General features: G+C 66.5%; 25 protein-coding genes. 12 read left to right on the forward strand and 13 right to left on the reverse strand.

Going from position 1 to position 26555, the window contains the following annotated elements:
* Positions 1 to 954, reverse strand: coding sequence for a chorismate transformation FkbO/Hyg5 family protein (locus IEV56_RS07680; RefSeq protein ID WP_188449525.1), 954 nt, complete (start codon positions 952 to 954; stop codon positions 1 to 3).
* On the opposite strand from IEV56_RS07680, the gene hemF reads away from it, so the two are divergent.
* Positions 953 to 1852, forward strand: a complete 900-nt coding sequence (gene hemF, locus IEV56_RS07685; protein WP_188449527.1) for an oxygen-dependent coproporphyrinogen oxidase — start codon at positions 953 to 955, stop codon at positions 1850 to 1852. The genes IEV56_RS07680 and hemF overlap by 2 nt on opposite strands.
* A gap of 108 nt (positions 1853 to 1960) precedes the next feature.
* Here hemF and glnK read toward each other — a convergent pair whose 3' ends face one another.
* Positions 1961 to 2299, reverse strand: a complete 339-nt coding sequence (gene glnK / locus IEV56_RS07690; protein ID WP_188449529.1) for a P-II family nitrogen regulator — start codon at positions 2297 to 2299, stop codon at positions 1961 to 1963.
* A gap of 159 nt (positions 2300 to 2458) precedes the next feature.
* Between glnK and ubiK the strand changes: the two genes are divergently transcribed.
* Together ubiK and IEV56_RS07700 are read left to right on the forward strand one after the other, a co-directional pair.
* Positions 2459 to 2722 (forward strand): ubiquinone biosynthesis accessory factor UbiK, encoded by a 264-nt coding sequence (gene ubiK, locus IEV56_RS07695; RefSeq protein ID WP_188449531.1) that lies wholly within the window; start codon positions 2459 to 2461, stop codon positions 2720 to 2722.
* An 18-nt stretch (positions 2723 to 2740) separates the two neighbouring features.
* A complete protein-coding gene (locus IEV56_RS07700; protein ID WP_188449533.1) occupies positions 2741 to 4264 on the forward strand; it encodes a YifB family Mg chelatase-like AAA ATPase in 1524 nt (507 codons plus the stop codon).
* A 91-nt stretch (positions 4265 to 4355) separates the two neighbouring features.
* Here IEV56_RS07700 and IEV56_RS07705 read toward each other — a convergent pair whose 3' ends face one another.
* The 4 genes from IEV56_RS07705 to IEV56_RS07720 are packed head-to-tail and all read right to left on the reverse strand — an operon-like array spanning position 4356 to position 10185.
* Complete coding sequence (locus tag IEV56_RS07705; RefSeq protein WP_188449535.1) at positions 4356 to 7559, reverse strand: efflux RND transporter permease subunit; 3204 nt, start codon at positions 7557 to 7559, stop codon at positions 4356 to 4358.
* Between the two features lies 1 nt (position 7560).
* Positions 7561 to 8625 carry an efflux RND transporter periplasmic adaptor subunit gene (locus IEV56_RS07710; RefSeq protein WP_188449537.1) on the reverse strand — a complete coding sequence of 355 codons (1065 nt, stop codon included), beginning with the start codon at positions 8623 to 8625 and terminating at the stop codon, positions 7561 to 7563.
* Between the two features lie 31 nt (positions 8626 to 8656).
* Complete coding sequence (locus IEV56_RS07715; RefSeq protein WP_188449539.1) at positions 8657 to 8860, reverse strand: YgaP family membrane protein; 204 nt, start codon at positions 8858 to 8860, stop codon at positions 8657 to 8659.
* Between the two features lie 53 nt (positions 8861 to 8913).
* On the reverse strand, positions 8914 to 10185 hold the full coding sequence (locus IEV56_RS07720; RefSeq protein WP_188449541.1) for an NAD(P)/FAD-dependent oxidoreductase: 1272 nt from the start codon (positions 10183 to 10185) through the stop codon (positions 8914 to 8916).
* A gap of 94 nt (positions 10186 to 10279) precedes the next feature.
* Here IEV56_RS07720 and IEV56_RS07725 point away from each other — a divergent pair, with 94 nt between their 5' ends.
* The 4 genes from IEV56_RS07725 to IEV56_RS07740 all read left to right on the forward strand — a co-directional run bounded on the left by IEV56_RS07725 (position 10280) and on the right by IEV56_RS07740 (position 13778).
* Positions 10280 to 10633, forward strand: coding sequence for an ArsR/SmtB family transcription factor (locus IEV56_RS07725; protein ID WP_188449543.1), 354 nt, complete (start codon positions 10280 to 10282; stop codon positions 10631 to 10633).
* A gap of 32 nt (positions 10634 to 10665) precedes the next feature.
* The gene (locus IEV56_RS07730; protein ID WP_188449545.1) at positions 10666 to 10980 is read left to right on the forward strand and encodes a rhodanese-like domain-containing protein; all 315 of its coding nucleotides are present in this window, start codon (positions 10666 to 10668) and stop codon (positions 10978 to 10980) included.
* Positions 10981 to 11092: 112 nt separating this feature from the next.
* The gene (locus IEV56_RS07735; RefSeq protein ID WP_188449547.1) at positions 11093 to 11437 is read left to right on the forward strand and encodes a DUF2946 domain-containing protein; all 345 of its coding nucleotides are present in this window, start codon (positions 11093 to 11095) and stop codon (positions 11435 to 11437) included.
* 61 nt (positions 11438 to 11498) lie between these two features.
* Entirely contained in the window at positions 11499 to 13778 is a 2280-nt protein-coding gene (locus IEV56_RS07740; protein WP_188449549.1) for a TonB-dependent receptor plug domain-containing protein, read from the forward strand.
* Between the two features lie 57 nt (positions 13779 to 13835).
* On the opposite strand, the gene aceA is transcribed toward IEV56_RS07740, so the two are convergent.
* Positions 13836 to 15125: an isocitrate lyase gene (aceA, locus tag IEV56_RS07745; RefSeq protein ID WP_188449551.1), complete on the reverse strand. Its 1290-nt coding sequence runs from the start codon at positions 15123 to 15125 to the stop codon at positions 13836 to 13838.
* Positions 15126 to 15141: 16 nt separating this feature from the next.
* Positions 15142 to 16731, reverse strand: a complete 1590-nt coding sequence (gene aceB, locus IEV56_RS07750; RefSeq protein ID WP_188449553.1) for a malate synthase A — start codon at positions 16729 to 16731, stop codon at positions 15142 to 15144.
* Between the two features lie 112 nt (positions 16732 to 16843).
* On the opposite strand from aceB, the gene IEV56_RS07755 reads away from it, so the two are divergent.
* Positions 16844 to 17830 carry a LysR family transcriptional regulator gene (locus IEV56_RS07755; protein WP_188449555.1) on the forward strand — a complete coding sequence of 329 codons (987 nt, stop codon included), beginning with the start codon at positions 16844 to 16846 and terminating at the stop codon, positions 17828 to 17830.
* Position 17831: 1 nt separating this feature from the next.
* Here the strand turns inward: IEV56_RS07755 and IEV56_RS07760 are convergent, their stop codons facing one another.
* On the reverse strand, positions 17832 to 18848 hold the full coding sequence (locus IEV56_RS07760) for a patatin-like phospholipase family protein (protein ID WP_188449557.1): 1017 nt from the start codon (positions 18846 to 18848) through the stop codon (positions 17832 to 17834).
* A gap of 85 nt (positions 18849 to 18933) precedes the next feature.
* Here IEV56_RS07760 and IEV56_RS07765 point away from each other — a divergent pair, with 85 nt between their 5' ends.
* Together IEV56_RS07765 and IEV56_RS07770 are read left to right on the forward strand one after the other, a co-directional pair.
* Positions 18934 to 19170, forward strand: a complete 237-nt coding sequence (locus IEV56_RS07765) for a DUF3297 family protein (RefSeq protein ID WP_188449559.1) — start codon at positions 18934 to 18936, stop codon at positions 19168 to 19170.
* Between the two features lie 192 nt (positions 19171 to 19362).
* A complete protein-coding gene (locus tag IEV56_RS07770) occupies positions 19363 to 19866 on the forward strand; it encodes a transposase (protein WP_188449560.1) in 504 nt (167 codons plus the stop codon).
* A 488-nt stretch (positions 19867 to 20354) separates the two neighbouring features.
* On the opposite strand, the gene IEV56_RS07775 is transcribed toward IEV56_RS07770, so the two are convergent.
* From IEV56_RS07775 to IEV56_RS07790, 4 genes are read right to left on the reverse strand one after another with little or no spacing between them, the layout of a single operon-like run.
* Complete coding sequence (locus IEV56_RS07775; protein WP_229730219.1) at positions 20355 to 20513, reverse strand: DUF4189 domain-containing protein; 159 nt, start codon at positions 20511 to 20513, stop codon at positions 20355 to 20357.
* A 28-nt stretch (positions 20514 to 20541) separates the two neighbouring features.
* Positions 20542 to 21129, reverse strand: a complete 588-nt coding sequence (locus IEV56_RS07780; RefSeq protein WP_188449562.1) for a 1-acyl-sn-glycerol-3-phosphate acyltransferase — start codon at positions 21127 to 21129, stop codon at positions 20542 to 20544.
* Positions 21129 to 21554, reverse strand: coding sequence for an alternative ribosome rescue aminoacyl-tRNA hydrolase ArfB (gene arfB / locus IEV56_RS07785; RefSeq protein WP_188449564.1), 426 nt, complete (start codon positions 21552 to 21554; stop codon positions 21129 to 21131). The genes IEV56_RS07780 and arfB overlap by 1 nt, the downstream gene beginning before the upstream one ends.
* Entirely contained in the window at positions 21551 to 22348 is a 798-nt protein-coding gene (locus IEV56_RS07790; RefSeq protein ID WP_188449566.1) for a TatD family hydrolase, read from the reverse strand. The genes arfB and IEV56_RS07790 overlap by 4 nt, the downstream gene beginning before the upstream one ends.
* A gap of 105 nt (positions 22349 to 22453) precedes the next feature.
* Here IEV56_RS07790 and hrpB point away from each other — a divergent pair, with 105 nt between their 5' ends.
* Both hrpB and IEV56_RS07800 read left to right on the forward strand, forming a co-directional pair.
* Positions 22454 to 24943: an ATP-dependent helicase HrpB gene (hrpB, locus tag IEV56_RS07795; protein ID WP_188450000.1), complete on the forward strand. Its 2490-nt coding sequence runs from the start codon at positions 22454 to 22456 to the stop codon at positions 24941 to 24943.
* 42 nt (positions 24944 to 24985) lie between these two features.
* Positions 24986 to 26551 (forward strand): serine hydrolase, encoded by a 1566-nt coding sequence (locus IEV56_RS07800; RefSeq protein ID WP_188449568.1) that lies wholly within the window; start codon positions 24986 to 24988, stop codon positions 26549 to 26551.
* Positions 26552 to 26555: the final 4 nt, after the last annotated feature.

Below are 26555 nucleotides of genomic sequence, written 5' to 3' on the forward strand. Positions count from 1 at the left end.
TCATCCAGAGCAATCGGCGGGAAACACGCCTTCCAGCTCCACCGCCAACTCGCGGCGGCAGACGTCGCCGTGCAGGTAGACGATGTGCCGCGGCGGGATACCGCCGGTTTCGAACACGGCGCGCACCGTATCGATCTCGGCAGGATCGCGCACGTACACCCGCAGGGCGCGGCAGTCGGCGAAGCGGAAGCGGGCGCCGCAGCGGCGCTCGCCTTCGTCGAGCAGGGCCTGCAGGTTGCGCAGGCTCTCGCGGCACTGTTCGGCGGTGTCGCCGATGTGTACCGAGGCATGGCCGACGATGCTGGCGGTGCCGGACGCGAGCAGCACCGGCGCAGCCGAACCGGCGTTCAGCACGGCGCCGCGCGAGAAGCCCGGCGACACGCGGCCGTACTGGCGTGGATACTGCCAAGCCGGCGTCTGGCGCGGATTCTCCAGCGCCACGGCAGGGCGGTTCGAACACAGGGCGATGACCCGCAGGCCGTCGTCGCGCGGCGAACCGATGGCGGTCGCCGCCGGCGGCGGATCGTTGAACTCGGCGTCCACCGCCTGCGCCCGGCCGACGCAGAACTGCCGGTAGCGTTCGGCATCCTCGTCGCCGCGGTTGATGTCGGCGAAATAATTCCAGATGCGGATCAGATACGGATGGCTGGAACCGCGCACCTGCGCCAATAGACCGGTATAAAGGCGGCGGGTATCGGCCACCAAATCGCCGGTCTCGCCGGCGCGCAACGCGATGAAACGGAAATCCGGACCGACCCGCCAGGCTTCGGGATCGGCGTTGCCGGCCAGATATCGACACGGCACGGCGTCTTCACCGGCGAAGGCGAAGCGGTGCTCGGCGGCGGTGTCGGCGGCGAAGCGGATGTCGGGCAGGATCGGGTCGGAATGCATCGCGCTTATTATAAGCGCGGCCGGCGCGGTATCATGGCGTTTTGCGATGCCCGGAACCGCCATGGACGCCTTCGATACCGTCAGCACCTATCTGAAATCCCTGCAGGACCGCATCTGCGCGGCGCTGGAACGCGCCGACGGAACCGGCTGTTTCGCCGAGGACACCTGGCAACGCGCCGAAGGCGGCGGCGGCCGTTCGCGCGTGCTGAAGGCCGGCGCGGTGTTCGAGCAGGCCGGCGTCGGCTATTCGGAAGTGTCCGGAACTACCCTGCCGGCTTCGGCTACCGCGCATCGGCCGGAATTGGCCGGCGCGCCCTGGAAAGCGGTCGGCGTATCCTTGGTAATCCATCCGGAAAACCCGTACGTGCCGACCTCGCACGCCAACGTGCGCTTCTTCCAAGCCACGCCCGAAGGCCGCGAGCCGATCTGGTGGTTCGGCGGCGGTTTCGACCTGACCCCGTTCTATCCGTTCGACGACGACGTCCGCCACTGGCATACCGTGGCGCGCGACCTGTGCGCGCCGTTCGGGCCGACGCGCTACGCCGAGCACAAGGCCTGGTGCGACCGCTACTTCTTCCTCAAGCACCGCAACGAGACCCGTGGCGTGGGCGGCCTGTTCTTCGACGACCTGAACGCCGACGGCTTCGACAAGAGCTTCGAGTACCTGCGCGCGGTCGGCGACGGCTACCTCGATGCCTATGTTCCGATTGTGGAGCGCCGAAAAAACACGCCGTATGGCGAACGCGAACGCGAGTTCCAGCTGTACCGGCGCGGCCGCTACGTGGAATTCAATTTAGTATGGGACCGCGGCACCCTGTTCGGCCTGCAGAGCGGCGGCCGCACCGAAAGCATCCTGATGAGCCTGCCGCCACGCGTGCGCTTCGAATACCAATACGCGCCGGAAGCTGGCAGCGCCGAGGCGAAACTCAATGACTATCTGGTGCCGCGGGAGTGGTTGTAGGGGCGAACCTCGTATTCGCCCGATTTCCGGTATCGAACGGATTGCAATGACGTAGTGGCAGATCTGCGTGTCTGCCCAGAACGGGCACGCGGTGTGTTTCGAATCTTTTTACAACGCATCCCCATCCAGCTCGCCGGTGCGGATGCGCACCACGCGTTCGAGTTCGTACACGAAAATCTTGCCGTCGCCGATCTTGCCGCTGTTGGCCGAGGTCTGGATGGCCTCCACCACGCGGTCGAGCTGGTCGTCGCCGACCGCGACCTCGAGTTTGATCTTGGGCAGGAAGTCGACCACGTACTCGGCGCCGCGGTACAGTTCGGTATGGCCTTTCTGGCGGCCGAAACCCTTCACTTCCGTCACCGTCACGCCGGTCACGCCGACCTCGCTCAGCGCCTCGCGCACGTCGTCGAGCTTGAACGGCTTGATGACGGCCATCACCATTTTCATATGCGTCTCCTTGTCCGCCCCCAGAATAGCGAAAATCGCCGCGGCGGTGGGCTTTCGGACGGAATTATAGGAAAATACCGGAGCGCGCCGGAACCGGTTCCGACAGACCCGGCCCGGCCGCGCCGGCAGACTGAGCCAAACCCCAATGGAGCACGACCCATGATCGACCTCGCCGCCATCGACGATTTGGCCCGCCGCCTCAGCAACCTGGTGCCGCCCGGCATGCAACAGGCACGGGAAGACCTGGAACAGAACATCAAGGCCACCCTGCAGATGAGCCTGTCCAAGCTCGAACTGGTCACCCGCGAGGAATTCGACGTGCAACGCGCCGTGCTGCTGCGCACGCGCGAGAAGATGGACGCGCTGGAGCGCACCGTCGAACAGCTGGAAGCCCGCCTGCGCGCGCAAGACGCCGCCGAATAAACCCCGCCGAGGTTCCCGATGTCCCTAGCACTGGTCCACAGCCGGGCCCGATCCGGCGTGCAGGCCCCGGCTGTGCGCGTGGAAGTCTATCTCGCGGCCGGGTTGCCCGTCCTCAACATGGTCGGTCTGCCGGAAGCGGCAGTACGCGAAAGCCGCGACCGCGTGCGCGCCGCCATTTCCTGCGCACAACTGGAATTCCCCAACCGCCGCATCACCGTCAACCTGGCGCCGGCCGACCTGCCCAAGGACGGCGGCCGCTTCGACCTGCCCTTGGCGCTCGGCATCCTGGCCGCCAACGGCGCCATCGACGCCCGCGCGTTGGACGAGTACGAGTTCATCGGCGAACTGGCGCTGACCGGCGAACTGCGCGCGGTGGACGGCGTGCTGCCGGCGGCGTTGGCGGCCAAGCAGGCCGGCCGGCGCATGATCGTGCCGCTCGGCAATGCCGCGGAAGCCGGGCTGGCGCGCTCCGAACACATCTATACGGCGCGCACGCTGATGGAGGTGGTGCACCACCTGCGGGGCGACCGCCTGTTGCCGAACGCGGCGGCGCAACTGGAGTTCATCGAGGCGCCGATGCCGGACATGGCCGACGTGCGCGGCCAACACAGCGCGCGCCGGGCCTTGGAAGTGGCGGCCGCCGGCGGCCACCACCTGTTGCTGATCGGTTCTCCCGGTTGCGGCAAGACCTTGTTGGCCTCGCGTCTGCCCGGCATCCTGCCGCCGGCCTCCGACGACGAGGCGATGGAAGCCGCCGCCATCGCCTCGGTATCCGGCAAAGGCCTGGACCTGACCCGCTTCCGGCAACGGCCGTTCCGCAGCCCGCATCACACCGCCAGCGCCGCGGCCTTGGCCGGCGGCGGCACGCAACCCAAACCCGGCGAGATTTCCTTGGCGCACCAAGGCGTGCTGTTCCTGGACGAACTGGCCGAGTGGGACCGCAAGAGCCTGGAAGTGCTGCGCCAACCGCTGGAGTCCGGCACCGTCAGCATTTCGCGCGCGGCGCACAGCGCCGAATTCCCGGCCCGCTTCCAATTGGTGGCGGCGATGAACCCCTGCCCCTGCGGCTGGTACGGCGACGCCTCCGGCCGCTGCCGTTGCACACCGGACGCCATCGAGCGCTACCGCGGCAAACTGTCCGGGCCGTTGCTCGACCGCATCGACATCCATCTGGCGATGACCCGGCTCAGCCATGAGGAACTGCATCTGAACGCGCCGCTGGGCGAAGCCAGCGCCGACATCCGCGAACGCGTGGTGCGGGCGCGGCACCAGCAGATCGGGCGACAAGGCGTATGCAACGCGCACCTGCCGCAGGGCGACCTGAAAGCGCATTGCCAGCTCGGCGATGCCGGGCAGGACTTGTTGGACAAAGCGATGGCCACGCTTCAGCTGTCGGCGCGCGCCACCTTCCGCATCCTGCGCGTGGCCCGCACCATCGCCGATCTGGCCGGCAGCGCCGATATCGGCCTGCCGCATCTGTCGGAAGCCATCCAGTACCGGCAGTTGGATCGCGCCTTGGCCTTGCCGAAACGGCGGAGTTAGTTCACGGCCGACATGTTCAACGGTCGTTTCGACAAGCTCAACGACCTTCCGGTATTCCGTAAACCGCTCCCCGAGCCTGTCGAGGGGAGCCCTAGGCCTCGCGCCGCCGCAGATACACGTAATACAGCAGCGGAATCACCACCAGGGTCAACACCGTACTGACCAGGATGCCGAAGATCAGCGCGATGGCCAGGCCGTTGAAGATCGGATCGTCGAGGATGAAGAACGCGCCCAGCATCGCCGCCAGTCCGGTCAAGGCGATCGGCTTGGCACGCACCGCCACCGATTCGATCACCGCCGCACCCAGCTCCTTGCCCTCGGCCAGCGACTGGTTGATGAAGTCGACCAGCAGGATCGAGTTGCGCACGATGATGCCGGCCAGCGCGATCATGCCGATCATCGAAGTGGCGGTGAACTGCGCGCCGAGCAGGGCGTGGCCGGGCATCACGCCGATCACGGTCAGCGGAATCGGCGCCATGATGATCAGCGGCACCAGGTAGTTCTTGAACTGCGCCACGATCAGCAGGTAGATCAACAGCAGGCCGGCGGCATAGGCCAGTCCCATGTCGCGGAAGGTCTCGTAGGTGATCTGCCACTCGCCGTCCCACTTCACCGCATAGGCGGCCTCGCTTTCGGGCTGCGAGATGAAATACTGGCGCAGGCGGTCCGGGCCGTCCGGCAGGTCGGCCAGCTGACCGACCACGTCGAACATGCCGTACAGCGGGCTGTCGAACTCGCCGGCCTCATCGGCGGTGACGTACACCACCGGCAGCAGGTCCTTGTGGTGGATGGCGCCGTCCCACGGCAGGGTGCGCACCTGCACCAGCTCCGACAGCGCGATGACGCGGCCGGAGGAGGACTTCACGCCCAACTGCAGGATGCGCGCCATATCAGCCTGGGCCGAAGCCGGCAGGCGCAAGCGGATGGCTTTCGGATAACGCGAACGGCCGTCCTGCAGGTAGCTCACATCGGCACCGTCGACCGCGGCCAGCAGGGTCTGGGTGACGGCTTCACGGCTGACGCCCAGACGCGCGGCGCGGGCCTGGTCGATGATCAGCTGTTCGCGTTGCGCGCCGGCGGCTTCCACCGTGCTGTCGATGTCGACCACGCCCTCGGTGTCGCGCATGCGCTGCTGCAGTTGCGTGGCGATGGCGCGGCTACGCGCGTAATCCGGGCCGTAGATCTCGGCCACCAGCGGCGCCATCACCGGCGGACCGGGCGGCACTTCCACCACCTTCAGCGACGCGCCGTACTTGGCCGCCGCGGCCTGCAAGGTCGGGCGCAGCGCCAAGGCGATGTCGTGGCTCTTGCGCGAACGTTCGTGCTTGTCGGCCAGGTTGATCTGCAGATCGCCGACCAGCGGACCTTGGCGCAGGAAGTACTGGCGCACCAAGCCGTTGAAGGTGACCGGCGCCGAGGTACCGGCATAGGCTTGGTAATTCAACACTTCCGGCAACTTGTCGACCTGCACCGCCAGCTCGCCGAGCAGGGCGTTGGTCTGCTCCAGCGTGCTGCCTTCCGGCATGTCGACCACCAGCTGGATCTCGGACTTGTTGTCGTTCGGCAACATCTTCAGCACCACCAGCTTGACCACCGCCAAGCCGGCCGACAGCGCCAACAGCACGGCGATGGCCAACCACAGCATCCGGCGCTTGTTCGCGGCCTGCGGGCCGACGATGAAACGGCCCATCACCGATTCGGCCACGGACTGCAGTTTCGAGGGCTTGTCTTCGCCGTGCGCGTGCGCGCCGTGCGCCAGCAGCTTCAGGCTCAACCACGGCGTCACCACCAGCGCGATCAGCAGCGAAATCAGCATGCCGACCGAGGCGTTGATCGGGATCGGACGCATGTACGGGCCCATCAGACCGGACACGAAGGCCATCGGCAGCAGCGCCGCGATGACGGTGAAGGTGGCCAGGATGGTCGGCGCGCCGACTTCGTCGACCGCCAGCGGAATGGCCTCGCGCAGGCTCTTGCCGCCGAGCGCGCGGTGCCGGTGGATGTTCTCCACCACCACGATGGCGTCGTCGACCAGGATGCCGATCGAGAAGATCAGCGCGAACAGCGACACCCGGTTGAGCGTGAAGCCCATCGCCCAGGACGCGAACAGGGTGATGGCGAGCGTGAGGATGACCGCACTGCCGACCACCACCGCTTCGCGCCGGCCGAGTGCGAACAGCACCAGCAGCACCACCGAGAGCGTGGCGAAGATCAGCTTCTGGATCAGCTTGGCGGCTTTATCGGCGGCGGACTGCCCGTAGTCGCGGGTGATCTCGACCTGCACGCCGTCGGGAATCACCTGCGCGCGCAGGCCGTCTAGGCGTTCGCGCACAGTAGCGGTGATGTCGGCGGCGTTGCTGCCGGGTTTCTTGGCGATGGCCACGGTGACCGCCGGCGCACGGCCGGTGGCCGGGCCGGCGCGGCCGGCCGGTGCGCCGTGCCACACCAATTGCGTCGGCGGCTCGAGGCCTTGGCCGATGCGGGCGACGTCCGACAGTCGCACGGGCTTATCGCCGGACAGGCCGATGACCAACTCGGTGACTTCGGCGTTATCGGCCAGGAAGCGGCCGGCCTGCACCGGCGTGGCGCCATCGGCGCCGACGCGGTCGCCGGCATGGCGCGCTTGGTTGCTGGCCTGCAACGCCTGCGCGACTTCATGCACCGACAGCCCGTAGGCGGCCAACCGCCCCGGATCGAGCTCGACGGTGACCGCTTGGTTGTAGGCGCCGAGGGTGTACACGTCGCGGGTGCCGGGCACACGCTTGAGTTCGGTTTCCAGACTATGCGCGACCTGCGCCAAGGCCTGGCCGTCCACGGCCGGATCGTCGCTCCACAGCGTGAGCGCCATCACCGGCACGTCGTCGATGCCCTTCGGCTTCACCAGCGGCTGGCCGACACCGACGCCGGGCGGCATCCAGTCCTGGTTGGAATACACCTGGTTGTACAGGCGCACGATGGCCGGCTGGCGTTCGACGCCGACGGTGTATTCGACGGTAAGCAGCGCCATGCCCGGACGCGAGATCGAATACACGTGCTTGACGCCTTCGATCTCGGATAATTTCTTTTCGAGCGGGAAACTGACCAGCTGTTCGACCTGGCGCGCATCGGCGCCGGGGAACGGCACGAACACGTTGGCCATGGTCACGTCGATCTGCGGCTCTTCCTCCTGCGGCGTCACCAGCACCGCCACCAGGCCGAGCAGCAGGCCGAGGATGGCCAGGATCGGGGTCAGCGGATTGTCCTGGAAGCGCGCGGCCAGCCGGCCGGAGATGCCGAGTTTGCCGGTATCCGCCATCTCAGCGCTCCTGTGCGGCGCGGAATTCGGCCAGCGCCTGCGCGGCGCGCACCGGATCGGCGGCCACGCGTTCGCCCTTCGCCAAGCCGGACAGCACTTCGACCCGGTCGCCGCGGCGTTCGCCGACGCGCACCTGACGCAGCAGCAGGCGGTCTTTGCCCAGCACATACACGCCGGTCAATTCACCGCGCTGCCAGAGCGCGCTCTGCGGCAGCCAGACCGCGCCGGCACCGGCGCCGCCGGCCGGGAACCGCACCGAGGCGACCTGACCGGGCATCAGCGCGCCGGCATCGGCCGGCAGCTGCACGCGCACGGTCACGCTGTGCGCATCGGCATCGGCGCCGGGATACACGATCACTTCCGAGGCGGCCAACACGCGGCCGTCGGCCAAGGTGATGTCGGCCTGCGGCGCGGCGCGCAGCGCCGCCGCCACGCCCTGCGGCACCTGCACCTGGATGCGGAAACGACCCGGGTTGAACACCCGCAGCAGCGGCTGGCCGGGCGATACGCTTTCGCCCGGCTCCACCAGTCGTTGCGCCACCACGCCGGCGTACGGCGCGCGCACCTGGGTGTAATCAGCCTGTTGCATGGCCTGCGCCACGTTCGCTTCGGCGGCGCGAGCCGCGGCCTGCGCGGCATTGCGCGCCGCCAAGGCCTGGTCGAGCTGCTGTTCCGACACATACTGCTGTTGCGCCAAGCCGGCGAAGCGGCGATACGTCGCTTCCGCCTCCACCGCCTGCGCACGGGCCGCCGCCGCCTGCGCGCGCGCGGCCTCGGCGCCGGCACGTTGCTCCACGCCGGTCAGCCGCAGCAACACCTGTCCGGCCGCGACCCGGTCATTCACATCGACCGCAACCGAGGCCACCCGGCCGGCGGTCTGCGCGGTCAGATCGGCCTGCTGCGCTGCTTCGATGACGCCGTCCCAACGGCTGCCGGCATCACTCGAGGCGGCCTGCGGGGTGACCGCGGCGATGGCCTTCAAATCCATGCCCGGCGCACTCGGCGGCGGGGCGGAACAGGCGGCAAGGGCGGCGCTCAGGGCCAGGGCAAGTACGGTGTTCTTCATGTCGGATGGCGGCTCGTGCGGATGGGGTGGATTACTTGAAGTGGCTGCCGGCAGGCACGCCGAACAGCTTGAACAGCCACGCGGCCGGACAGAAGCCGGTCAGGCTGGCCTGGAACAGGTTCAGACCGATGAACACGGTGAACCAGACGAAGTTGGGGTGCACATAGTGGGTCAGCAGCAGGCTGATCAGGATCATGACACCGGCGAAAGCCATCACGGCACGGTCGAGATTCATGGCAAAACTCCTTTCGGTTGGTTACGGATTGAGGTATCGGTTGCGGATCGGATTCATTTCAGGCGTTCGATGCCGAGCGCGCTCAGCACGTGCTTTTCGTAGATCGGCTCGGAGGTGCCGTTGCGCATCTTGTACAGGAAGTACTTCTCGAACGCGATTTTGGCGTAATGCACCCACTTGCCCATCTTGGTCCAGGTCACGTTGCGCGGCGGGATCTGCGGCAGCGCCACGAACGCGGCGCCGGTGTCGCCCATGTCGGCCAGGCAGACCGCGTTCCAGGTGCCTTCGAAATCGGCCGGCTTGCCGGCCAGTTCGGCGGCGATGTTCTCGACGATGGTGGTCACCATCGATTCGATCATGAAGCCGGTCTTCGGCGCGCCGGTCGCCACCGGGGTTGCCTCCACCGGCGGGATGGCGACGCAAACGCCGGCCGCGAAGATCTCGGGGTACTTGGTGGAGCGCATGTGCTTGTCGGTCAGCACGAAGCCGCGCGGGTTGCACAGGCCCTCGACCGCGGCCACGGCATCGACGCCCTTGAACGCCGGCAGCAGCATGGCGAACTTGAACGGCACGTCGTGCGTCTTCTTCTCGGCACCGGCGTCGTCGCATTCGCTGACGTGCATCACACCGGCTTCGACACCGGCGACCTTGGCGTTGACCAGCCACTTGATGTGGCGTTGGCGCATCTCGCTTTCCATCAGGCCCTTGGAATCGCCCACGCCGCCCAGGCCCATGTGGCCGATATAGGGTTCGCTGGACACGAAGGTCATCGGAACCTTGTCGCGCAGCTTGCGTTTGCGCAAGTCGGCGTCGAGGATCATGATGAATTCATAGGCCGGACCGAAGCAGCTGGCGCCCTGCACCGCGCCGATCACGATCGGACCCGGATTCTTCAGGAATTCCTGGTAACGCTCCCAGGCCAGGGCCGCGTGCGGTGTGGTGCACACCGACTGGGTGAAGCCGTCGTGCGGACCGGTGCCGGCCACTTCTTCGAAGGCCAGGCGCGGGCCGGTGCAGATCAGCAGGTAGTCATATTCGTGCACATCGCCTTGGCCGGTGGCCACGGTCTTTGCCGCGGCGTCGATGCGCTCGATGCGGCGCGGCACGAAACGGATGTTCTTCTTGGCCAGATGCTCGTTGGCGTCCAGGGTAATCTGGTCCGGCTGGCGCCAGCCGACCGCCAGCCACGGGTTGGAGGGGGTGAAGCTGAAGCGTGGACCGTCACCGAATACGGTGATTTCCGCGCCGTCGCCCAATTTGTGACGCAGTTCATAGGCGGCGCTCATGCCGGCCAAGCCGGCACCCATCACGATGATCCGCTTCATTTGCTGTCCCTCTCCGCCGTGTCCGGCCGTTTGAATTAAAGGCATGATAATTAGATATTGCTAATTTAGTCAAGCTTATTGTAAAATGCCTCCGATGAACACTCTAAACCCCACTTTCGCCGGCGACGCCATGGCCGCCCAAGCCGATGCCGCCGCCGACCTGCTGAAAGCCCTCGCCAATCCGCAACGGCTGCGCATCCTGTGCCTGCTGATCGAAGGCGAACGCAACGTGTCGCAGATCAATGAACAGGTGCAGGTCAGCCAATCGGCGCTGTCGCAGCATCTGGCGGTATTGCGCGAGAAAGGCTTGGTCGATACCCGCAAGCAGTCGCAGGCCGTGTTCTACCGCGTGGCCGAGGGGCCGGTGCACCGGATCATCCAGACCTTGCACGATATCTATTGCCCGGTCGGCATCGATGCCGAACCGGCGTCGCTCTGCGGTTCATGAACATGTTCTCCATCTTCAAGAGGTTGTTCGCCATGTCCAAATCCGTCTCCGTCAACGAAGCCGCCGAACGCGTAAAAACCGGCGCGGTGCTGGTCGATGTCCGTGAAATCGAGGAATTCCGCGCGGTATCGGCGCCGGGCGCGGTCAACGTGCCGTTGTCGCTGATCCAGAAACTCGGCAAGGACGCCTACCGCAACCTCGGCGTCGATCCCGACCAATCCGATCTGCTGGTGATCTGCCGCAGCGGCGGCCGTAGCGGCATGGCCTGCGGCGGCCTGGGCGACAACGCCATCAACGTCGACGGCGGCATGCTGGCCTGGGAAGCCGCCGGCCTGCCGACGCGCTGAACCGAAACCCCTCGACCGGCCGGCTTGAGTACGATCAAGCCGATTGGTGATGTCACGGACTAGACTGTCCACCGTGAACCGCTTGCGCAAACCGATGCCCCTGATCCGTGCCATGGCGCTTTTCACGGCGCTGTTGTTGGCCTGCGCGCCGGGCATCAGCCGTCTGCTCGCGCACGCGGGCGAATCCAACGGCTGGGTCGAGCTGTGCACCAGCGAGGGCCTGCGTTGGGTGGCTCTGGCCGCCGATGAAGCACAAACGCCGGCCGATCCGTCACATCATGCCGATGCCGACTGCGGTTACTGTCCGCTGTCGACCGGCACTGCACCGCCGCCGCCCTTGCCGGTTGCGGCTTTGGTCCATCCCGATGATTCCCGGCCAGCGATTGCCTATCGTGCGCCGACTTCATCGCGCACGCCGCAATCAAGCTTAGGCTCGCGCGGTCCGCCCACTGCCTGAAATCCGCCTCCGTCGCCGCCATCGAGATGGCGGCCGTCATTTTTCGATTTCAGGAATCCCTATGCGCATCTCCCCATTGGCGGCGGCCGTGGCCGCCGCCCTGTGTTTGCCCGCTCACGCCGTTAACGGCGTGATTCCCTCCACCAAGCCGGCGGAAACGCTGGACGCCGTGCAGGTACACGGTCAACGGCCGACGCCTCTGCCGCAGGCCGGCAACCTCCCTGATGCGGATACGCTCGCGGCCGGTACCGCACGCAGCGACGACAGCGCGGCGTTGCTCGACGGATTCGCCGGCATCGCCCTGCAGGGCGCAGGCGGCGTCTCGGCCCTGCCCAGCCTGCGCGGCCTGGGCGATGACCGCGTGCGCATCAAGATCGACGGCATGGATCTGGTCTCGGCCTGCGGCAACCACATGAACCCGCCGCTGTCCTACATCGCGCCGAGCCAAGTCGGTGAGGTGGCGGTGTTCGCCGGTATTACGCCGGTCAGCCTCGGCGGCGACAGCATCGGCGGCACCATCGCGGTCAGCTCCGAAGCGCCGCGATTCGCCGAGCCCGGTGAAGGCGTGTTGCAGACCGGCGAACTCGGCCTGCGCTACCGCAGCAACGGCGAGGCCTTCGGCGCCGATGCGGCGCTGAATCTGGCCGGCGAACGGCTGGCATTCCGCTACCAGAGCGCGTTCGCGGATGCCGGCAACTACCGCGCCGGCGCGGCGTTCAAGCCGACCGGTGCGGCGGCCGCCGGGCGGGATATGCTGGATGGCGAAACCGTCGGCTCCAGCGCGTACCGCAGCGTCAATCACCGCATCGGACTGGCCGTACGCTTCGACGACCAGCGCCTGAGCCTGGAGTACGCCGTGCAGGACATTCCGCTGCAGGGCTTCCCGAACCAGCGCATGGACATGACCCGCAACGACAGCGAACGACTCAATCTGGGCTATGACGGCCGCTTCGGCTGGGGCACGCTGGCGGCACGCGCCTACCGGGAGCGCACGCGGCACGCCATGCAGTTCGGCGACGACAAGCTGTTCTGGTATGGCCCGCCGGACGGCGTGCCGGGTACGATCTGCGGCACCGCGCCGGGCTGCGTGGCGGCCGGCATGCCGATGGACACCAAAGGCCGCAACACCGGGCTAGCGCTGAAGGCAGACGTCGCGGCTTCGGGACGCAGCGTGCTACGCGCCGGCGCCGAATGGCAGCACTACCGGTTGGACGACTACTGGCTGCCATCCGGCAAGATGATGTGGCCGGATACGTTCTGGAACATCCGCAACGGCCGGCGCGATCGCTTGGCCGCATTCGCCGAGTGGGAAACGGCGTGGAACGTGCGCTGGCTGACGCAATTCGGCCTGCGCCGCGAGAACGTGCGCATGGACGCCGGCCCGGTGCAGGCCTACAACGGCCTGTTCAGCCCGATCGATGCCGCCGCTTTCAACGCCGCCGAACGCGAACGCCTGGACGCCAACCTCGACCTGACCGCCTTGGCGCGCTTCACGCCGTCATCGGCGCACAGCGTGGAGTTCGGCTTGGCGCGCAAGACCCGTTCGCCCAATCTGTATGAACGCTACGCCTGGTCCGCGCACGGCATGGCGATGCGCATGGTCAACCTGGCCGGCGACGGCAACGGCTATGTCGGCAACCTGGCGTTGCGGCCGGAAACCGCGCACACGGCCAGCGTGAGCGCGCGCTGGCAAGGCGCCGGCGAAGACGGCTGGCAGCTGACGCTGACACCGTACCTGACGCATGTCGATAATTACATCGACGCCGAACGCTGCATGTCGGCCACGCCGTACGGCATGTCCTGCACGGCGCAGAACCTGAGCCGCGAGAGCGGATTCGTCTATCTGCGTTTCGTCAACGCGCAGGCGCGGCTGACGGGCATCGACGCCCAAGCCGAACTGCCGCTGACACGCTCGACGCGTTTCGGCGAATATCGGCTGCGCGCAGTGATGAGCGCGGCGCACGCCGAAAACCGCGACACCAATGACGGCCTGTACAACCAGATGCCGATGAACGCCAAGCTGGCGTTGCAGCGCCGACAGGGCCGTTGGACACAGACGCTGGAAGCCGAACTGGTGGACGCCAAGACCGACGTATCAGCCACGCGCAATGAACTGCGCACGGCGGGCTACGGGTTATGGCATCTGCGCGGCGGCTATGAACATGGCAGCCTGCGTGTCGATCTCGGTGTCGACAACCTGTTCGACCGCTTCTACGCGCATCCGCTCGGCGGCGCGTACCTGGGCCAAGGCAAGACCATGTCGGCCGCTGATGTGCCCTGGGGCGTGGCGGTACCGGGCAAAGGCCGCTCGCTGTACGCGGGCTTCAGCTGGCGCTTCTGATCGGGAACAAAAACGGGATGGCGCAAGCCATCCCGTTTCCGTTGCCTGCAGCGTCAATCAGGCCGCGGCGGTGAACTGCTCTTCTTCGGTCGAACCTTTCAGCGCGGTGGTCGAGCTGGTGCCGGCCTGGATGGTCTGGGTCACCGTGTCGAAATAACCGGTGCCCACTTCGCGCTGATGCTTGACTGCGGTGAAGCCGCGCTCGGCGGCGGCGAACTCGCGCTCCTGCAGTTCCACGAACGCGCTCATCTGGCGGCGCGCGTAGCCGTGCGCCAGATCGAACATGCCGTAGTTCAGGCTGTGGAAACCGGCCAAGGTGATGAACTGGAACTTGTATCCCATGGCGCCCAGTTCCTTCTGGAATTTGGCGATGGTGGCGTCGTCCAGGTTCTTCTTCCAGTTGAAGCTCGGCGAACAGTTGTAGGCCAGCAGTTTGCCCGGGAATTTGGCGTGGATCGCCTCGGCGAACTTGCGCGCGAATTCCAGATCCGGCTTGCCGGTCTCGCACCACACCAGATCGGCGTACGGCGCGTAGGCCAGACCGCGCGATATGGCCTGGTCGATGCCCGGCTTGGTCTTGAAGAAGCCTTCCACCGTACGTTCGCCGGTGCAGAACGGCTTGTCGTTGTCGTCGATGTCGGAGGTGATCAGATCGGCGGCTTCGGCGTCGGTGCGCGCCACCAGCAGGGTCGGCACGCCCATCACGTCGGCGGCCAGACGCGCGGCGATCAGCTTCTGCACCGCCTCTTGCGTGGGCACCAGCACCTTGCCGCCCATGTGTCCGCACTTCTTCACCGAGGCCAACTGATCCTCGAAGTGCACGCCGGCAGCGCCGGCTTCGATCATCGCCTTCATCAGCTCGAACGCGTTCAATACGCCGCCGAAACCGGCTTCGGCGTCGGCCACGATCGGCTGCAGCCAATCGATGCCGTCGTTGCCTTCGGCGTGATGCAACTGGTCGGCGCGCAGCAGGGTGTTGTTGATGCGCTTGACCACCTGCGGCACCGAGTTGGCCGGATACAGCGACTGGTCGGGATACATTTCGCCGGCCAGATTGGCGTCGGCCGCCACCTGCCAGCCGCTGAGGTAAATCGCCTTCAGCCCGGCCTTCACCTGCTGCATGGCCTGGTTGCCGGTCAACGCGCCGAGCGCGTTGACGAAATCTTCGGTATTCAACGATGCCCACAGCTTCTCGGCGCCGCGGCGCGCCAGCGAATGTTCAACCGGCACGGTGCCGCGCAGGCGAACCACCTCGGCGGCGGTGTAGCCGCGGGTGATGCCGGTCCAGCGGGCGTCGGTCCGCCAATGCTGTTCGAGTTGTTCGGTGCTGAGGGTCTGGGTGTTCATGGCGTGGCTCCTGGGGTCAAAGGGATTCGTAGGCGGGCAGGGTGAGGAAATCGGCGAGTTCGGGCGAACGCACCAGGGTTTCGAGCAGGGCGATGGCTTCGCCGACCTTGTCGTGGCCGAGCACCGCTTCGCGTTGCAGGCGGCCCGGCAGCGCCAACAACGCGGCGTCGAACAGGCCCCAGCACAGCAGGGTGCCGTCGCTCAGATGCAGGTTTTTCTTGTGCAGCCACAGCCAGAGTTGGCTGCGGCAGATCTCGGCGGTGGCGGCGTCTTCCATCAGGCCGTGGATGGCCACGCAGCCGGTGCCCGACAGCCAGGCCGCCAGATAGCGTACGCAGACTTCCACGGTGTCGTTGAAACCCTCCGGCGTGATGCTGCCATGGCAGGGCTTCAACAGGTCGGCGGCGGCGACGTCGCCGTCCGGCATCACCTCGAGCTGGTTCGAGCCCTCGAATGCGGCGTCGAACACCGCGCGCGCCACCGGAATCAGGCCCGGATGCGCGACCCACGTACCGTCGTGGCCGAGCCCGGCTTCGCGTTGTTTGTCGGCACGCACCTTGGCCAGCGCCGTCTCGTTGGCGGCGGCGTCGCGCTTGTTGGGAATCTGCGCCGCCATGCCGCCCATGGCCAGGATGCCACGCCGGTGGCAGGTCTGCACCAGGCGCGTGGCATAGCTGTGCAGGAAATGCCGGGTCATCGCGATCTGGCCGCGCTCCGGCAGCATGAAGCCCGGTTGGCTGTGCAAGGTCTTGATAGCCGAGAAGATGTAATCCCAGCGCCCGCAGTTCAGGCCGACGATGCGTTGGCGCAGGGCGTGGATGATTTCGTCCATGGCGAACGCCGCCGGCAGGGTCTCGATCAGCACGGTGACCTTGCATTGCCCGGCCGGCAGGCCGAGCGCCGATTCCAGATGCGCCAGCACCGACTCGATCCATTGCGCTTCGGCGGCCGACTGCAGTTTCGGGATGTACAGGAACGGGCCGCGGCCGCGTTCGGCCAGGATGCGGGCATTGTGATAGGCGAACAGACCGAGGTCGAACAGGGTCGCCGACAGCCGCACGCCGTCGATTTCGACATGCTTCTCGTCCAGATGCAGGCCGCGCGGACGCACCATCAGCAACGCGGCATGCGCCGGCTCGAGCGCGTATTCCGGCGCATCGGCAGTTTGCCGCCAACGCAGCTCGCCGCGCACCGCCGCCTGCAGCACGCGCTGGCCGGACAGCACATTGGCCCAGGTCGGCGCGGTCGAGTCCTCGAAGTCGGCCATGAACACGTTGGCGCCAGAATTCAACGCGTTGATGACGGTCTTGGCGTCGACCGGGCCGGTGATTTCCACCCGCCGGTCGCGCAGGATGTCCGGCACCGGCGCGGCGCGCCAGTCGTCGGCGCGCAGATTTGCGGTATCCTCGGCGAAGGCGGGCAGCCGGCCCTTGTCCTGTTGGCGCTGGCGCAGCAGCGCCTGCCGGCCTGGCTCGAAGCGGTGATGCAGGTCGCGCAGGAACGCGAGGGCATCGGCATTCAGCACGGCGCTATCGCCGGCCACGGGCAAGGGCGCGTGGCGGAGGTCGGAGAAATCCGGTTCGGGCTGTTTTTGGGCGAGGGACATGGCAGGGCTCCTTTGTTGAAACCCTAGACCCTCGATTGATTATTTGACAAAGCAAATATTTCAATAAATACTATTAACCAAGATTATACAAATACCAAAAGGTAGGATAATCATGGCCAAGACGCCGAGCAAACCCGCCAAAAAAAATGCTCAGCCGCGCTTTTATTACAAAGCCGACCGCCTCAAACCGTTGCGCGCTTTCTGCCAAACCGCGCGACTGGGTTCGGTATCGCGGGCGGCTGAATCGCTGTTTTTGAGCCAACCGGCGGTGACCTTGCAACTGCAGGCGCTGGAACGTGAATTCGGCACCCGGCTGTTCGAGCGCTTCGGCCGCCGCTGGACCCTGACCCAGGAAGGCACGGCCCTGTATGAGCTGGCGCGGCCGCTGGTGGAGGGCCTAGACCGGATCGATAAGGACTTCCAGGAAAAGGTCGGCAACCAGGAAACCGCGGAACTGCACATCGCCGCCGGGAGTTCGACGATTTTGTACTTACTTCCGGAAATCGTGTCCAAATTCCGCGAAAAACACCCTAAAGTACAGCTTTTTCTGCACAACGTGACCGGCCAGGATGGCCTCGGCCTGCTCCGCAACGATGGCTGCGACCTGGCCGTGGGCTCGGTGTTGGACGTACCGAGCGATTTGATCTACAACCCGGCCTACAGCTTCGACCCGATGCTGATCATGGCCAAGGACCACCCGCTGGCCAAGAAAGACAGCATCAAGCTGGCCGATCTCTCGCCCTACGGCCTGATCCTGCCGCCCAAGCGCCTCAGCACCTGGCGTCTGGTCGATCTGGTGTTCCAGAAGAACCGCGTGCCCTACACCGTGGCGTTGGAGGTCGGCGGCTGGGAAGTGATCAAGCAATACGTAGCGATGGGCCTGGGCATCTCGATCGTGACCGGCATCTGCCTGAGCGAGGCCGACAACGAGCGTCTGGTGATGCGCAACATGAAGGAATATTTCCCCTCGCGCAGTTACGGCGTGGTGATGCGCAAAGGCAAACTGCTGTCGCCGGCGGCGCAGGCGTTCGCGGAACTGGTGAAACCGGGCACCATCCCCAGCCGCAGCTATTTCGAAAGCGGTCACTCCGAGCGCTGAATCAATCGCCTTTGCAATTCGGGCTGCGGCCCAGGGCGCGCTCCAGTTTGCTCGCCTCGCACACCGGCTCCGGCGCGGGTTTGACGGCGCGCTGGCGTTCGGCCATGCGCGCCTGCTGCCATTGCGCCACCTTGGCGCGGATCTGCGGCAAGGCCGCCAACGCGGCTTTTTCGCCCTCCAGGATGGCACGCTGGCGCTGTTCGAAGTCGGCCGGACCGATATCGCCGACACGCGGCCGGATGATGACATCGGCGCGCGCCAGCTCCTGTTCGCCGAGCCGTTGGCCCATGATGGCGATGGACTGGTTGACGATGCCGAGCATGCCGTCCGGCTTGGCGCCGGTGGCCTTGGTCGAGATGTCGACCGCGATCACCAGATCGGCGCCGAGGCCGCGCGCGGCATCCACCGGCACCGGGCTGACCACGCCGCCGTCGACATAGGTGAATTTGCCGATCGGCACCGGCTCGAACACGCCGGGGATGCTGCTGGAGGCGCGCACCGCCTGGCCGGTGTTGCCGCGGGTGAACACGGTGCGCTTGCCGGTCTCCAACTGCGTGGCGACCACCGCCAGCGGTTTGCGCATGCGCTCCAGCGGCTTGCCGCCGACACCGGCGTTGACGTAATCCTGCAGCTTCTGGCCTTTGATCAGGCCGCCGGAGAACAGGCTGATGTCGCGGATTTCGGCTTGGTCCAAGGCCACCGCCTGGCTTTGCAGACGGAACGGATCCATGCCGCTGGCGTACAGCGCGCCGACCACGCTGCCGGCGCTGGTGCCGGACACCACCACCGGTTCGAAGCCGTTGGCTTCCAGCATCTTGATCACGCCGATGTGCGCGAAGCCCTTGGCGGCGCCGCCGCCCAAGGCCAGGCCGATGCGCGGCTTCGGCGGCGGCATGGGTTTGGCGACGACGGCCGGCGCCTCCGGCGCGCTCGGGCGCGTGGGCGTGCAGGCGGCGAGCAAGGCGACGGCCAACAGGCAGGCGCCGAGCGGCAGCAATCGGGAAGCATGAGCAATCATGGCCTTAGTGTAGCCCAGGCCCGATTCGCCAAGGCCGGGCCGCGCGGCTAAAATATAGGCCTCATTCATCCGGAACACCGAAGCCATGTCCGACACCCCGCCCGACCGCCTGGCGCTCGACCGCCGCAGCCCCTACTTCGACGAAGCCGCCCTGGAACGCGGCATCGGCGTGCGCTTCAAGGGCGTGGAGTACACCAACGTGGCCGAATACTGCGTGTCGGAGGGTTGGATCCGCCTGCCGGTCGGCAAGTCGCTCGACCGCCGCGGCAACGCCATGACCTTCAAGCACACCGGCCCGGTGGAAGTCTGGTATCTCACCTGAATCCTGAACCGTCATTTGATGTAGGGGCGCTGCTTGCTGCGCCCTTTTGCGCCGGCAAAGTCGATTGAATCCACAGGCCGCGGCCACGCACCATCGAATCACCGGAATCCACGAGGCGCAGCAAGCAGCGCCCCTACGCCATAAACCGAATAATCCGACATCCGCCCACGACCACACGCGTCATCGTGGCGCATGGCCTATCAACCCGAAATCCATCATCGCCGCAGCATCCGCCTTCGCGGCCATGATTACCGCCTGCCGGGCGTGTATTTCATCACCGTCTGCATGGAAGAGCGCGAGCCGCTCTTCGGGCGGGTTTCGGCTGGGAAAATGCATGCAAGCGATGCCGGACGCCTGGTGCAATCGATATGGCATGAAATCCCGACATGGTTCCCGCATGTGGCTTTGGATGAATTCATACTTATGCCTGACCACATTCATGGCATTTTGCGGGTTGAACACCCGGATTCATGGGGCGCGGCAAGCAGCGCCCCTACGATCGGAATCCTCCTGCGCCGGTTCAAATCCTGTTCGGCGATTGCCGTGAACCGGCTACTCGGGCGCGCCGGCAGGCCGCTATGGCAACGGAATTATTGGGAACGGATCATTCGCGACGATGCCGAATTGCAGGCCACACGCCGGTATATCCGCGATAACCCAAGGCGACGGCATTCGGCCGAGGACGGATTCACGTAGGCTTGATGCGATCGGAAATGCCACTCGGTAAGCGCATCAAGGCTCATTTGCACGTGCAAGAAAATTCAACGGCTGTGGCATTCCCGCGCGCACCAGCGGCAGCCGTTGATCCGCCGCGGAGGCCAATTGCGGCGGGCTTCGGCCAGGGCGCTTTGGCAATGCGGATGCGCGCCCAGGTCGAGGCGGTGCGACTCCGGCGGCATATAAGGGCACCCGATAGTGATGTTATGGACTTCGTGCTCGTCGTTGAACTGTGTGCGGGTACTGATGACGAATCGGTGCATCGCCGGTGGATTTCCTTGAATGACGCGGAATCGGAGCCGAACAGCTGGCGCCTATCCTGGCCTCGGGGACGAGTCCGGTCAATTGGAAAAATTCCTAGTCGATGACGATCGGGGCTAACGCAGAGTCGGGCAACGGCTACGTCCCGTTAAGGGGGCGTGGTTGCGGTCGTGCGGCAAGCATCTCATGGAGCGCGGAGGGCGCGCTTATTTATCGCCTTCACAGACCGCCACCAGGATCTTGCAACTCTTGACGCTGCAGGTATCCAGCGCCTTGCGCGCGGCCGCTTCGCGGTCAGCGCCCCAGCCGATGCCGAAATATTTTTTGGATTCGGCATAGGCCCCACAAGTTTCGAACCACACCATCGCCTGGCAGTCGGTGCCGCCGACTTGCTCAAACCCCCCGGTGCTTGCCCTTGATCGGCACGTACCAGGCGCGGATTTTGGCGATGTCGGCGTCCATGTCGTCGCTCAATTCGATCAACGGACCGGTGCCGATGGTCTTGTTGGCGTAATCGAAATACACGCACAACACCGGCACGCCGGCCTTCTTGGCGATCTTCCAGAAACCGGTCTTCCACTGCGTGACCGGCTTGCGGGTGCCTTCCGGCGCCAGCACGAACCACATGCGCTCGGCGGCGATCATCTGCTTGGCCACCTGGTCGGCGATGCCGCCGGGCGCGGCGCGGTTGACCGGAATGCCGCCCAACCATTTCATCAGCGGCCCCAGCGGCCAGACGAAGGCCTCCTGCTTGCCCATGTAGAAGATGTGCAGGTCCATCGCCACCTTCGCCAGCAGACCCCAGATGGCGTCCCAGGCCGAGGAATGCGGCGCGCCGATGATGACCATCTTGCTGAGATCCGGCCATTCGCCGGCCATTTTCCAGCCGGCCAGATCCAGTGTTTTGGTGGCGGCGGCTTTCAGCCACTTCGGGGTGTTGGCGCGCGGGGCGCGCTCGGGCAGGGGCAGTACGGTCGGCATTACTCGTCGCTCAGGTGGCGTTTGCTTCGATCCTGCTTGAGTGTGCCATGCAGGCGCTTGGTTTCCAAGCGCTTGCGCTGCGAGGAACGGGTCGGTTTGGTGGCCACGCGCGGCTTCGGCGGCTCGAGCGCGGTGCGTACCAGCGCCGCCAGGCGCGCGCGGGCGTCCTCGCGGTTCTGTTCCTGGCTGCGGAAGCGTTGCGCCTGGATGATGATCTCGCCGGCTTCGGTGATGCGCTGGTCGCGCTTTTTCGCCAGGCGCTGCTTGACCTCGTCCGGCAAGGCCGACGAGCCCCAGATGAAGAAGCGCAGCTCGATGGCGGTGGACACCTTGTTGACGTTCTGGCCGCCGGGGCCGCTGGAACGGATGGCGCGCTCGATCAGCTCATGCTCCGGGATGGCGATGCGTTCGCTGACCGCGATCATGCCGGCTCCGACAGACCGAAGAACGCGCGGGCGGTGGCGGTGCTGGCGGCGGCGGTGCGTTCGGGCGTCTCGCCGCGGTCGCGCGCCAGCTCCTCGACGATGTGGCGCAGGTACACCGGCTCGTTGCGACGGTGCGACGGCATCGGCCGCACGCTGCGCGGCAGCAGATAGGGCGCATCGGTCTCCACCATCAGCCGGTCGGCCGGGATGTTCTTGACGATCTCGCGCAGATGCAGGCCGCGGCGTTCGTCGCACAGCCAGCCGGTGATGCCGATGTGGTAATCGGCGTCGAGGTAATCGAACAGCTCTTCGCGCGTGCCGGTGAAGCAATGCACCACGGCCGGGCCGATGCGGCCCTCGAATTCCTTCATCACGCCCATGAAGTCGGCGTGGGCGTCGCGTTGATGCAGGAACAGCGGCTTGCCGGATTCCGCAGCCAGTTCCAGCTGGCGCTCGAAGGCGCGGCGCTGGGCCGGACGCGGCGCGAAATCGCGGAAGTAATCCAGACCGCACTCGCCCACCGCCACCACCTGCGGATGCGCATGCAGGGCGCGCAACTCGGCCAGGCACTCGTCGGTCACCTCCACCGCATGGTGCGGATGCACGCCGGCGGTGGCATACAGGAAGCCCGGATGCGCCTGGGCCAGTTCCAGCGCTTTCGGCGAGCCGGCGCGCGAGGCGCCGGTGACCACCATCTGCGCCACGCCGGCCGCGCGGGCGCGCGCGAGCACCGCGTCCAGGTCGTGGTCGAAGCTTTCGTGGCCGAGGTTGACGCCGATGTCGATCAATTGCATGGCGGTATTGTACCGTTGTGGAGGCCGCCTGTTGGGGCGCAGCAGGCAGCGCCCCTACGTCATGCGCGGGAATTCATGGGCGAACACAAGGTTCGCCCCTACAATATCGTCATGCCCGATTTTCCGATCCAATCCCTGCTGCCGGATATCCTGTCCGCGCTCGATGGCCACGCCCGGCTGGTGCTGGAGGCGCCGCCCGGCGCCGGCAAGACCACCCAGGTGCCGCTGGCCCTGCGCACGGCCGGCTGGCTGCAAGGCCGCAAGATCCTGATGCTGGAACCGCGGCGGGTGGCCGCGCGCGCGGCCGCCGGCTTCATGGCCCGGCAACTGGACGAGGCCGTGGGCGAAACGGTCGGCTACCGTATCCGCTTCGAGTCCAAGGTCTCGGCCGCGACCCGCATCGAGGTGCTGACCGAAGGCCTGCTGACCCGACGCATCCAGGACGACCCGCTACTGGAAGACGTGGGCGCGATCGTGTTCGACGAATTCCACGAACGCCATCTGGCCGGCGATCTGGGCTTGGCCTTGGCGCTCGACATCCAACGCCAGCTGCGGCCGGACCTGCGCATCCTGGTGATGTCGGCCACGCTCGATGGCGAACGCTTGGCCGCGCAACTGGACGCGCCGCGGTTGAGCAGCGAAGGCCGCAGCTTTCCGGTCGAGATCGCGCATTTCGCGGCCCGTAAGGACGAGGTGCTCAATTTCCAGGCCAAGCGCGCCGTCGAGCAGGCGCTGCAACAGCACCCGGGCGACGTGCTGGTGTTCCTGCCCGGCCGGCGCGAGATCAATGCCCTGCAGGACGCCCTGGCGGCATTGGCCGGAGCAGCGCTCGAAATCCTGCCGCTGCACGGCGATTTGCCCATCGAGCAGCAGACGCGCGCGCTGGAGCCGGCACCCGAGGGCGTACGCCGCGTGGTGTTGGCTAGCAACGTGGCCGAATCCAGCGTCACCCTGCCGGGCGTGCGCGTGGTCATCGATTCCGGTCTGGCGCGCGAACCGCGCTTCGACCCGAACTCCGGTTTCAGCCGGCTGGAAGTCACCGCGATTTCGCAGGCCTCGGCCGACCAACGCGCCGGGCGCGCCGGACGCGTCAGCAGCGGTTGGTGTTACCGGCTATGGCCGGCCTCGCAGCGGCTGGAACCGATGCGCCGCGCCGAAATCCAACACAGCGAACTGGGCGCCCTGGCGCTGGAACTGGCGGCCTGGGGCAGCATGGATCTGCCGTTCGTGGACGCGCCGCCGAGCGGCGCGCTGCAGGCCGGCCGCGATCTGTTGCAGTCCTTGGGCGCGCTCGATGACAGCGGCCGCATCACGCCGCTGGGCAAGCGCATGCTGGGGCTGGGCACGCATCCGCGCCTGGCCGCGATGCTATTGGCCGTGCACGATGAACAGGAAAAAGCCTTGGCCTGCGATCTGGCCGCGCTGATCGAAGCCCGCGATCCGCTGCTGGGCGCGCGGCGCGACGATTGGCAGGCGCGCTGGCAGGCGTTGGCCGATTTCCGCGCGCGCAGATCGGTGCCGGGCGCCAACGCGGCGGCACTGAAACAACTCGACCTGACCGCCGCGCAGTGGCGGCGGCGGGTGCGCTGCGAGGCCAAACCGCCGGCTTCGGTACCGGCGCATGCGCTCGGCGACGTATTGCTGCACGCGTTTCCGGACCGCATCGCCAAGCAGCACGACAGTGAACCGCTGCGCTACCAGCTGGCCAGCGGCCGCATGGCCCGCCTGCACCCGGAAAGCAGCCTGTACGGCGAGCCCTGGCTGTGCGCCAGCGAACTGCGTTTCGAGGCCAAGGAGGCCCTGGTGTTGCGCGCGGCGCCGATCGACGAACACCGGCTGCGCGATGATTTCCCGGAGCGCTTCCGCGAGGACGACGTGGTGCGCTGGGACGAGACGCGCAACGCCCTGCTGTCGCGGCGCGAAAAGCGCTTCGCGCAGATCGTGCTGTCCAGCCAATCCTTGGGCAAGGTCGATCCGGAACTCGCGGCCGCGGCACTGTGCGCGGTGGTGCGGCAGAAAGGACTTTCCGTTCTGCCGTGGAGCGGCAAAGCGGCGCAGTTCCGCGCGCGCGTCGGGTTCCTGCGGCGCGCCATGCCGGAACTGGGCTTGCCCGATTGCGGCGATGCGGCATTGCTCGACGGCTTGGAAACCTGGCTGAAGCCGGCGCTGCGCGGCAAATCGCGCTTGGACGCCTTGGATACCGGCGATTTGGGCGAGGCGTTGTACGCGCTTTTTGATTGGAACACGCGCCGGCAGGTCGACCGCCTGGCGCCGGCCGCTCTGACCGTACCGTCCGGCCTGGAGCGCACACTGAGCTACGACGAAGACGGCCCGCCGGTGCTGGCGGTGAAACTGCAGGAGCTGTTCGGCCTAGCCAAATCGCCGAAGGTGGCCGACGGCCGGGTGACCGTGATGCTGCATCTGCTCTCGCCCGGCGGCAAGCCGCTGCAGATCACCCAGGACCTGCGCAACTTCTGGAACAGCACCTATGCCGAGGTCAAGAAGGAAATGAAAGGCCGTTATCCGCGCCATCCCTGGCCGGACGACCCCTGGAATGCCCCGGCCACGCACCGCGCCAAGCCTCGGGGAACCTGATAGGCTGACGGAGCGGTCATGCCGGCCGCGCCGGGGAATGCCATGATACGACACATCGTCTTCTGTCTGGGTCTGTGCGCGGCGAGCGCATCGGCCGCACCATCCGAAACCTGCCCGGCGCCGCCGGCGCCCTTTGTCGCAACAACAGTCGACACGGTTGCACTCGACGCCTACATCCAGCAAGGACTGCGCGACTGGAAACTGCCTGGGGTCTCGGTGGCGGTGGTGAAAGACGGCCGCCCGGTGTACGTGAAGGGCTTCGGCACGCGCTCGCTGCAAGACGGCGGCGCAGTCGACGGCGACACCCTGTTCGGCATGATGTCGACCACCAAGGCGATGACCGCGCTGGCGTTGGCGATGCTGGTGGACGAAGGCAAGCTCGGCTGGGACGATCCGGTGACCACGCACCTGCCCGGCTTCGCGCTCTCGGATCCGTACGTGACCCGCGACCTGCGCGTGCGCGACCTGTTGACCCACAACAGCGGGTTGGGTAACACCGATCTGCTCTGGGCGCGCGGCGACTTCGACGCGCGCGAAATCATCGCGCGCCTGCGCGGCCTGCCGCTGTCGTATCCGTTGCGCGGCGGCTTCGCCTACCAGAACGTGATGTACCAAGTGGCCGGGGAAGTGATCGGCACGGCATCCGGCATGTCCTGGGCGGATTTCGTCGATACACGCATCCTGAAGCCCTTGGCCATGACGCGCTCGTATCCGACCTTGGCGCGCATGCAGGCGGCCCGCGACGGCAACGTCTCGGCGGCGCATTTCGAGATCGACGGCAAGCTCCAGGTCATCGCCGAATCGCCGGTGGATGCGGTGCCGGCCGCTGGCGCCGCCTGGTCGAGCGCCGCGGACACCGCGAAATGGCTGACGTTCATGCTCGGCGACGGCTGCATGGGCGGTACGCGTCTGGTGTCGACGGCCAATTTCCGCGAACTGCTGAAACCGCAGGCGATGGTGCCGGCCGGCGAGTTCTATCCGACCGCCAAATTGACCCGACCGCACTGGACGAGCTACGGCCTGGGCTGGTTCCAGCAGGATTACCTCGGCCGCTTCGTGGCCATGCACACCGGCTCGATGGACGGCCGCACCGCCATCATCGGCCTGATGCCGGAAGAAAACCTGGGCGTGTACGTGTTCGGCAACCTGGACCATGCCGAATTCCGGCACGCGCTGATGTGGAAACTGTTCGACGCCTACACCGGCGCGCCGGCACGCGATTGGAGCAAAGAGCTGCTGGCGCTGTACGGCGGGATGCACGCCGACGCCAAGGCCGCGCAGGCCAAACAGGACGCGGCGCGTGTGCGCGGCACCAAACCCTCGCATGCGCTGGCGGCATACGCCGGCACCTACCGGCATCCGGTCTATGGCGATGTCACCATTACCCGTACCGGTAACGTACTGCATCTGGCCATGGGCCCGTTGCCGGACAATGCCGGCATCCTGCAGCATTGGCATTACGACAGCTTCCGGGTGAAGCTGGGCGACGGCCGCTACGGCTGGAATCCGGTGATTTTCCGCGTTGGCGCCGACGGCGGCATCGCGGCCCTGCGGCTGTTCGACGACAGCAGCGACGCGCTGGAATTCACGCGCGTGGCCAAGCCCTGAGCCG

This window comes from Arenimonas maotaiensis, from assembly GCF_014638745.1.
GTDB lineage: Bacteria > Pseudomonadota > Gammaproteobacteria > Xanthomonadales > Xanthomonadaceae > Arenimonas > Arenimonas maotaiensis.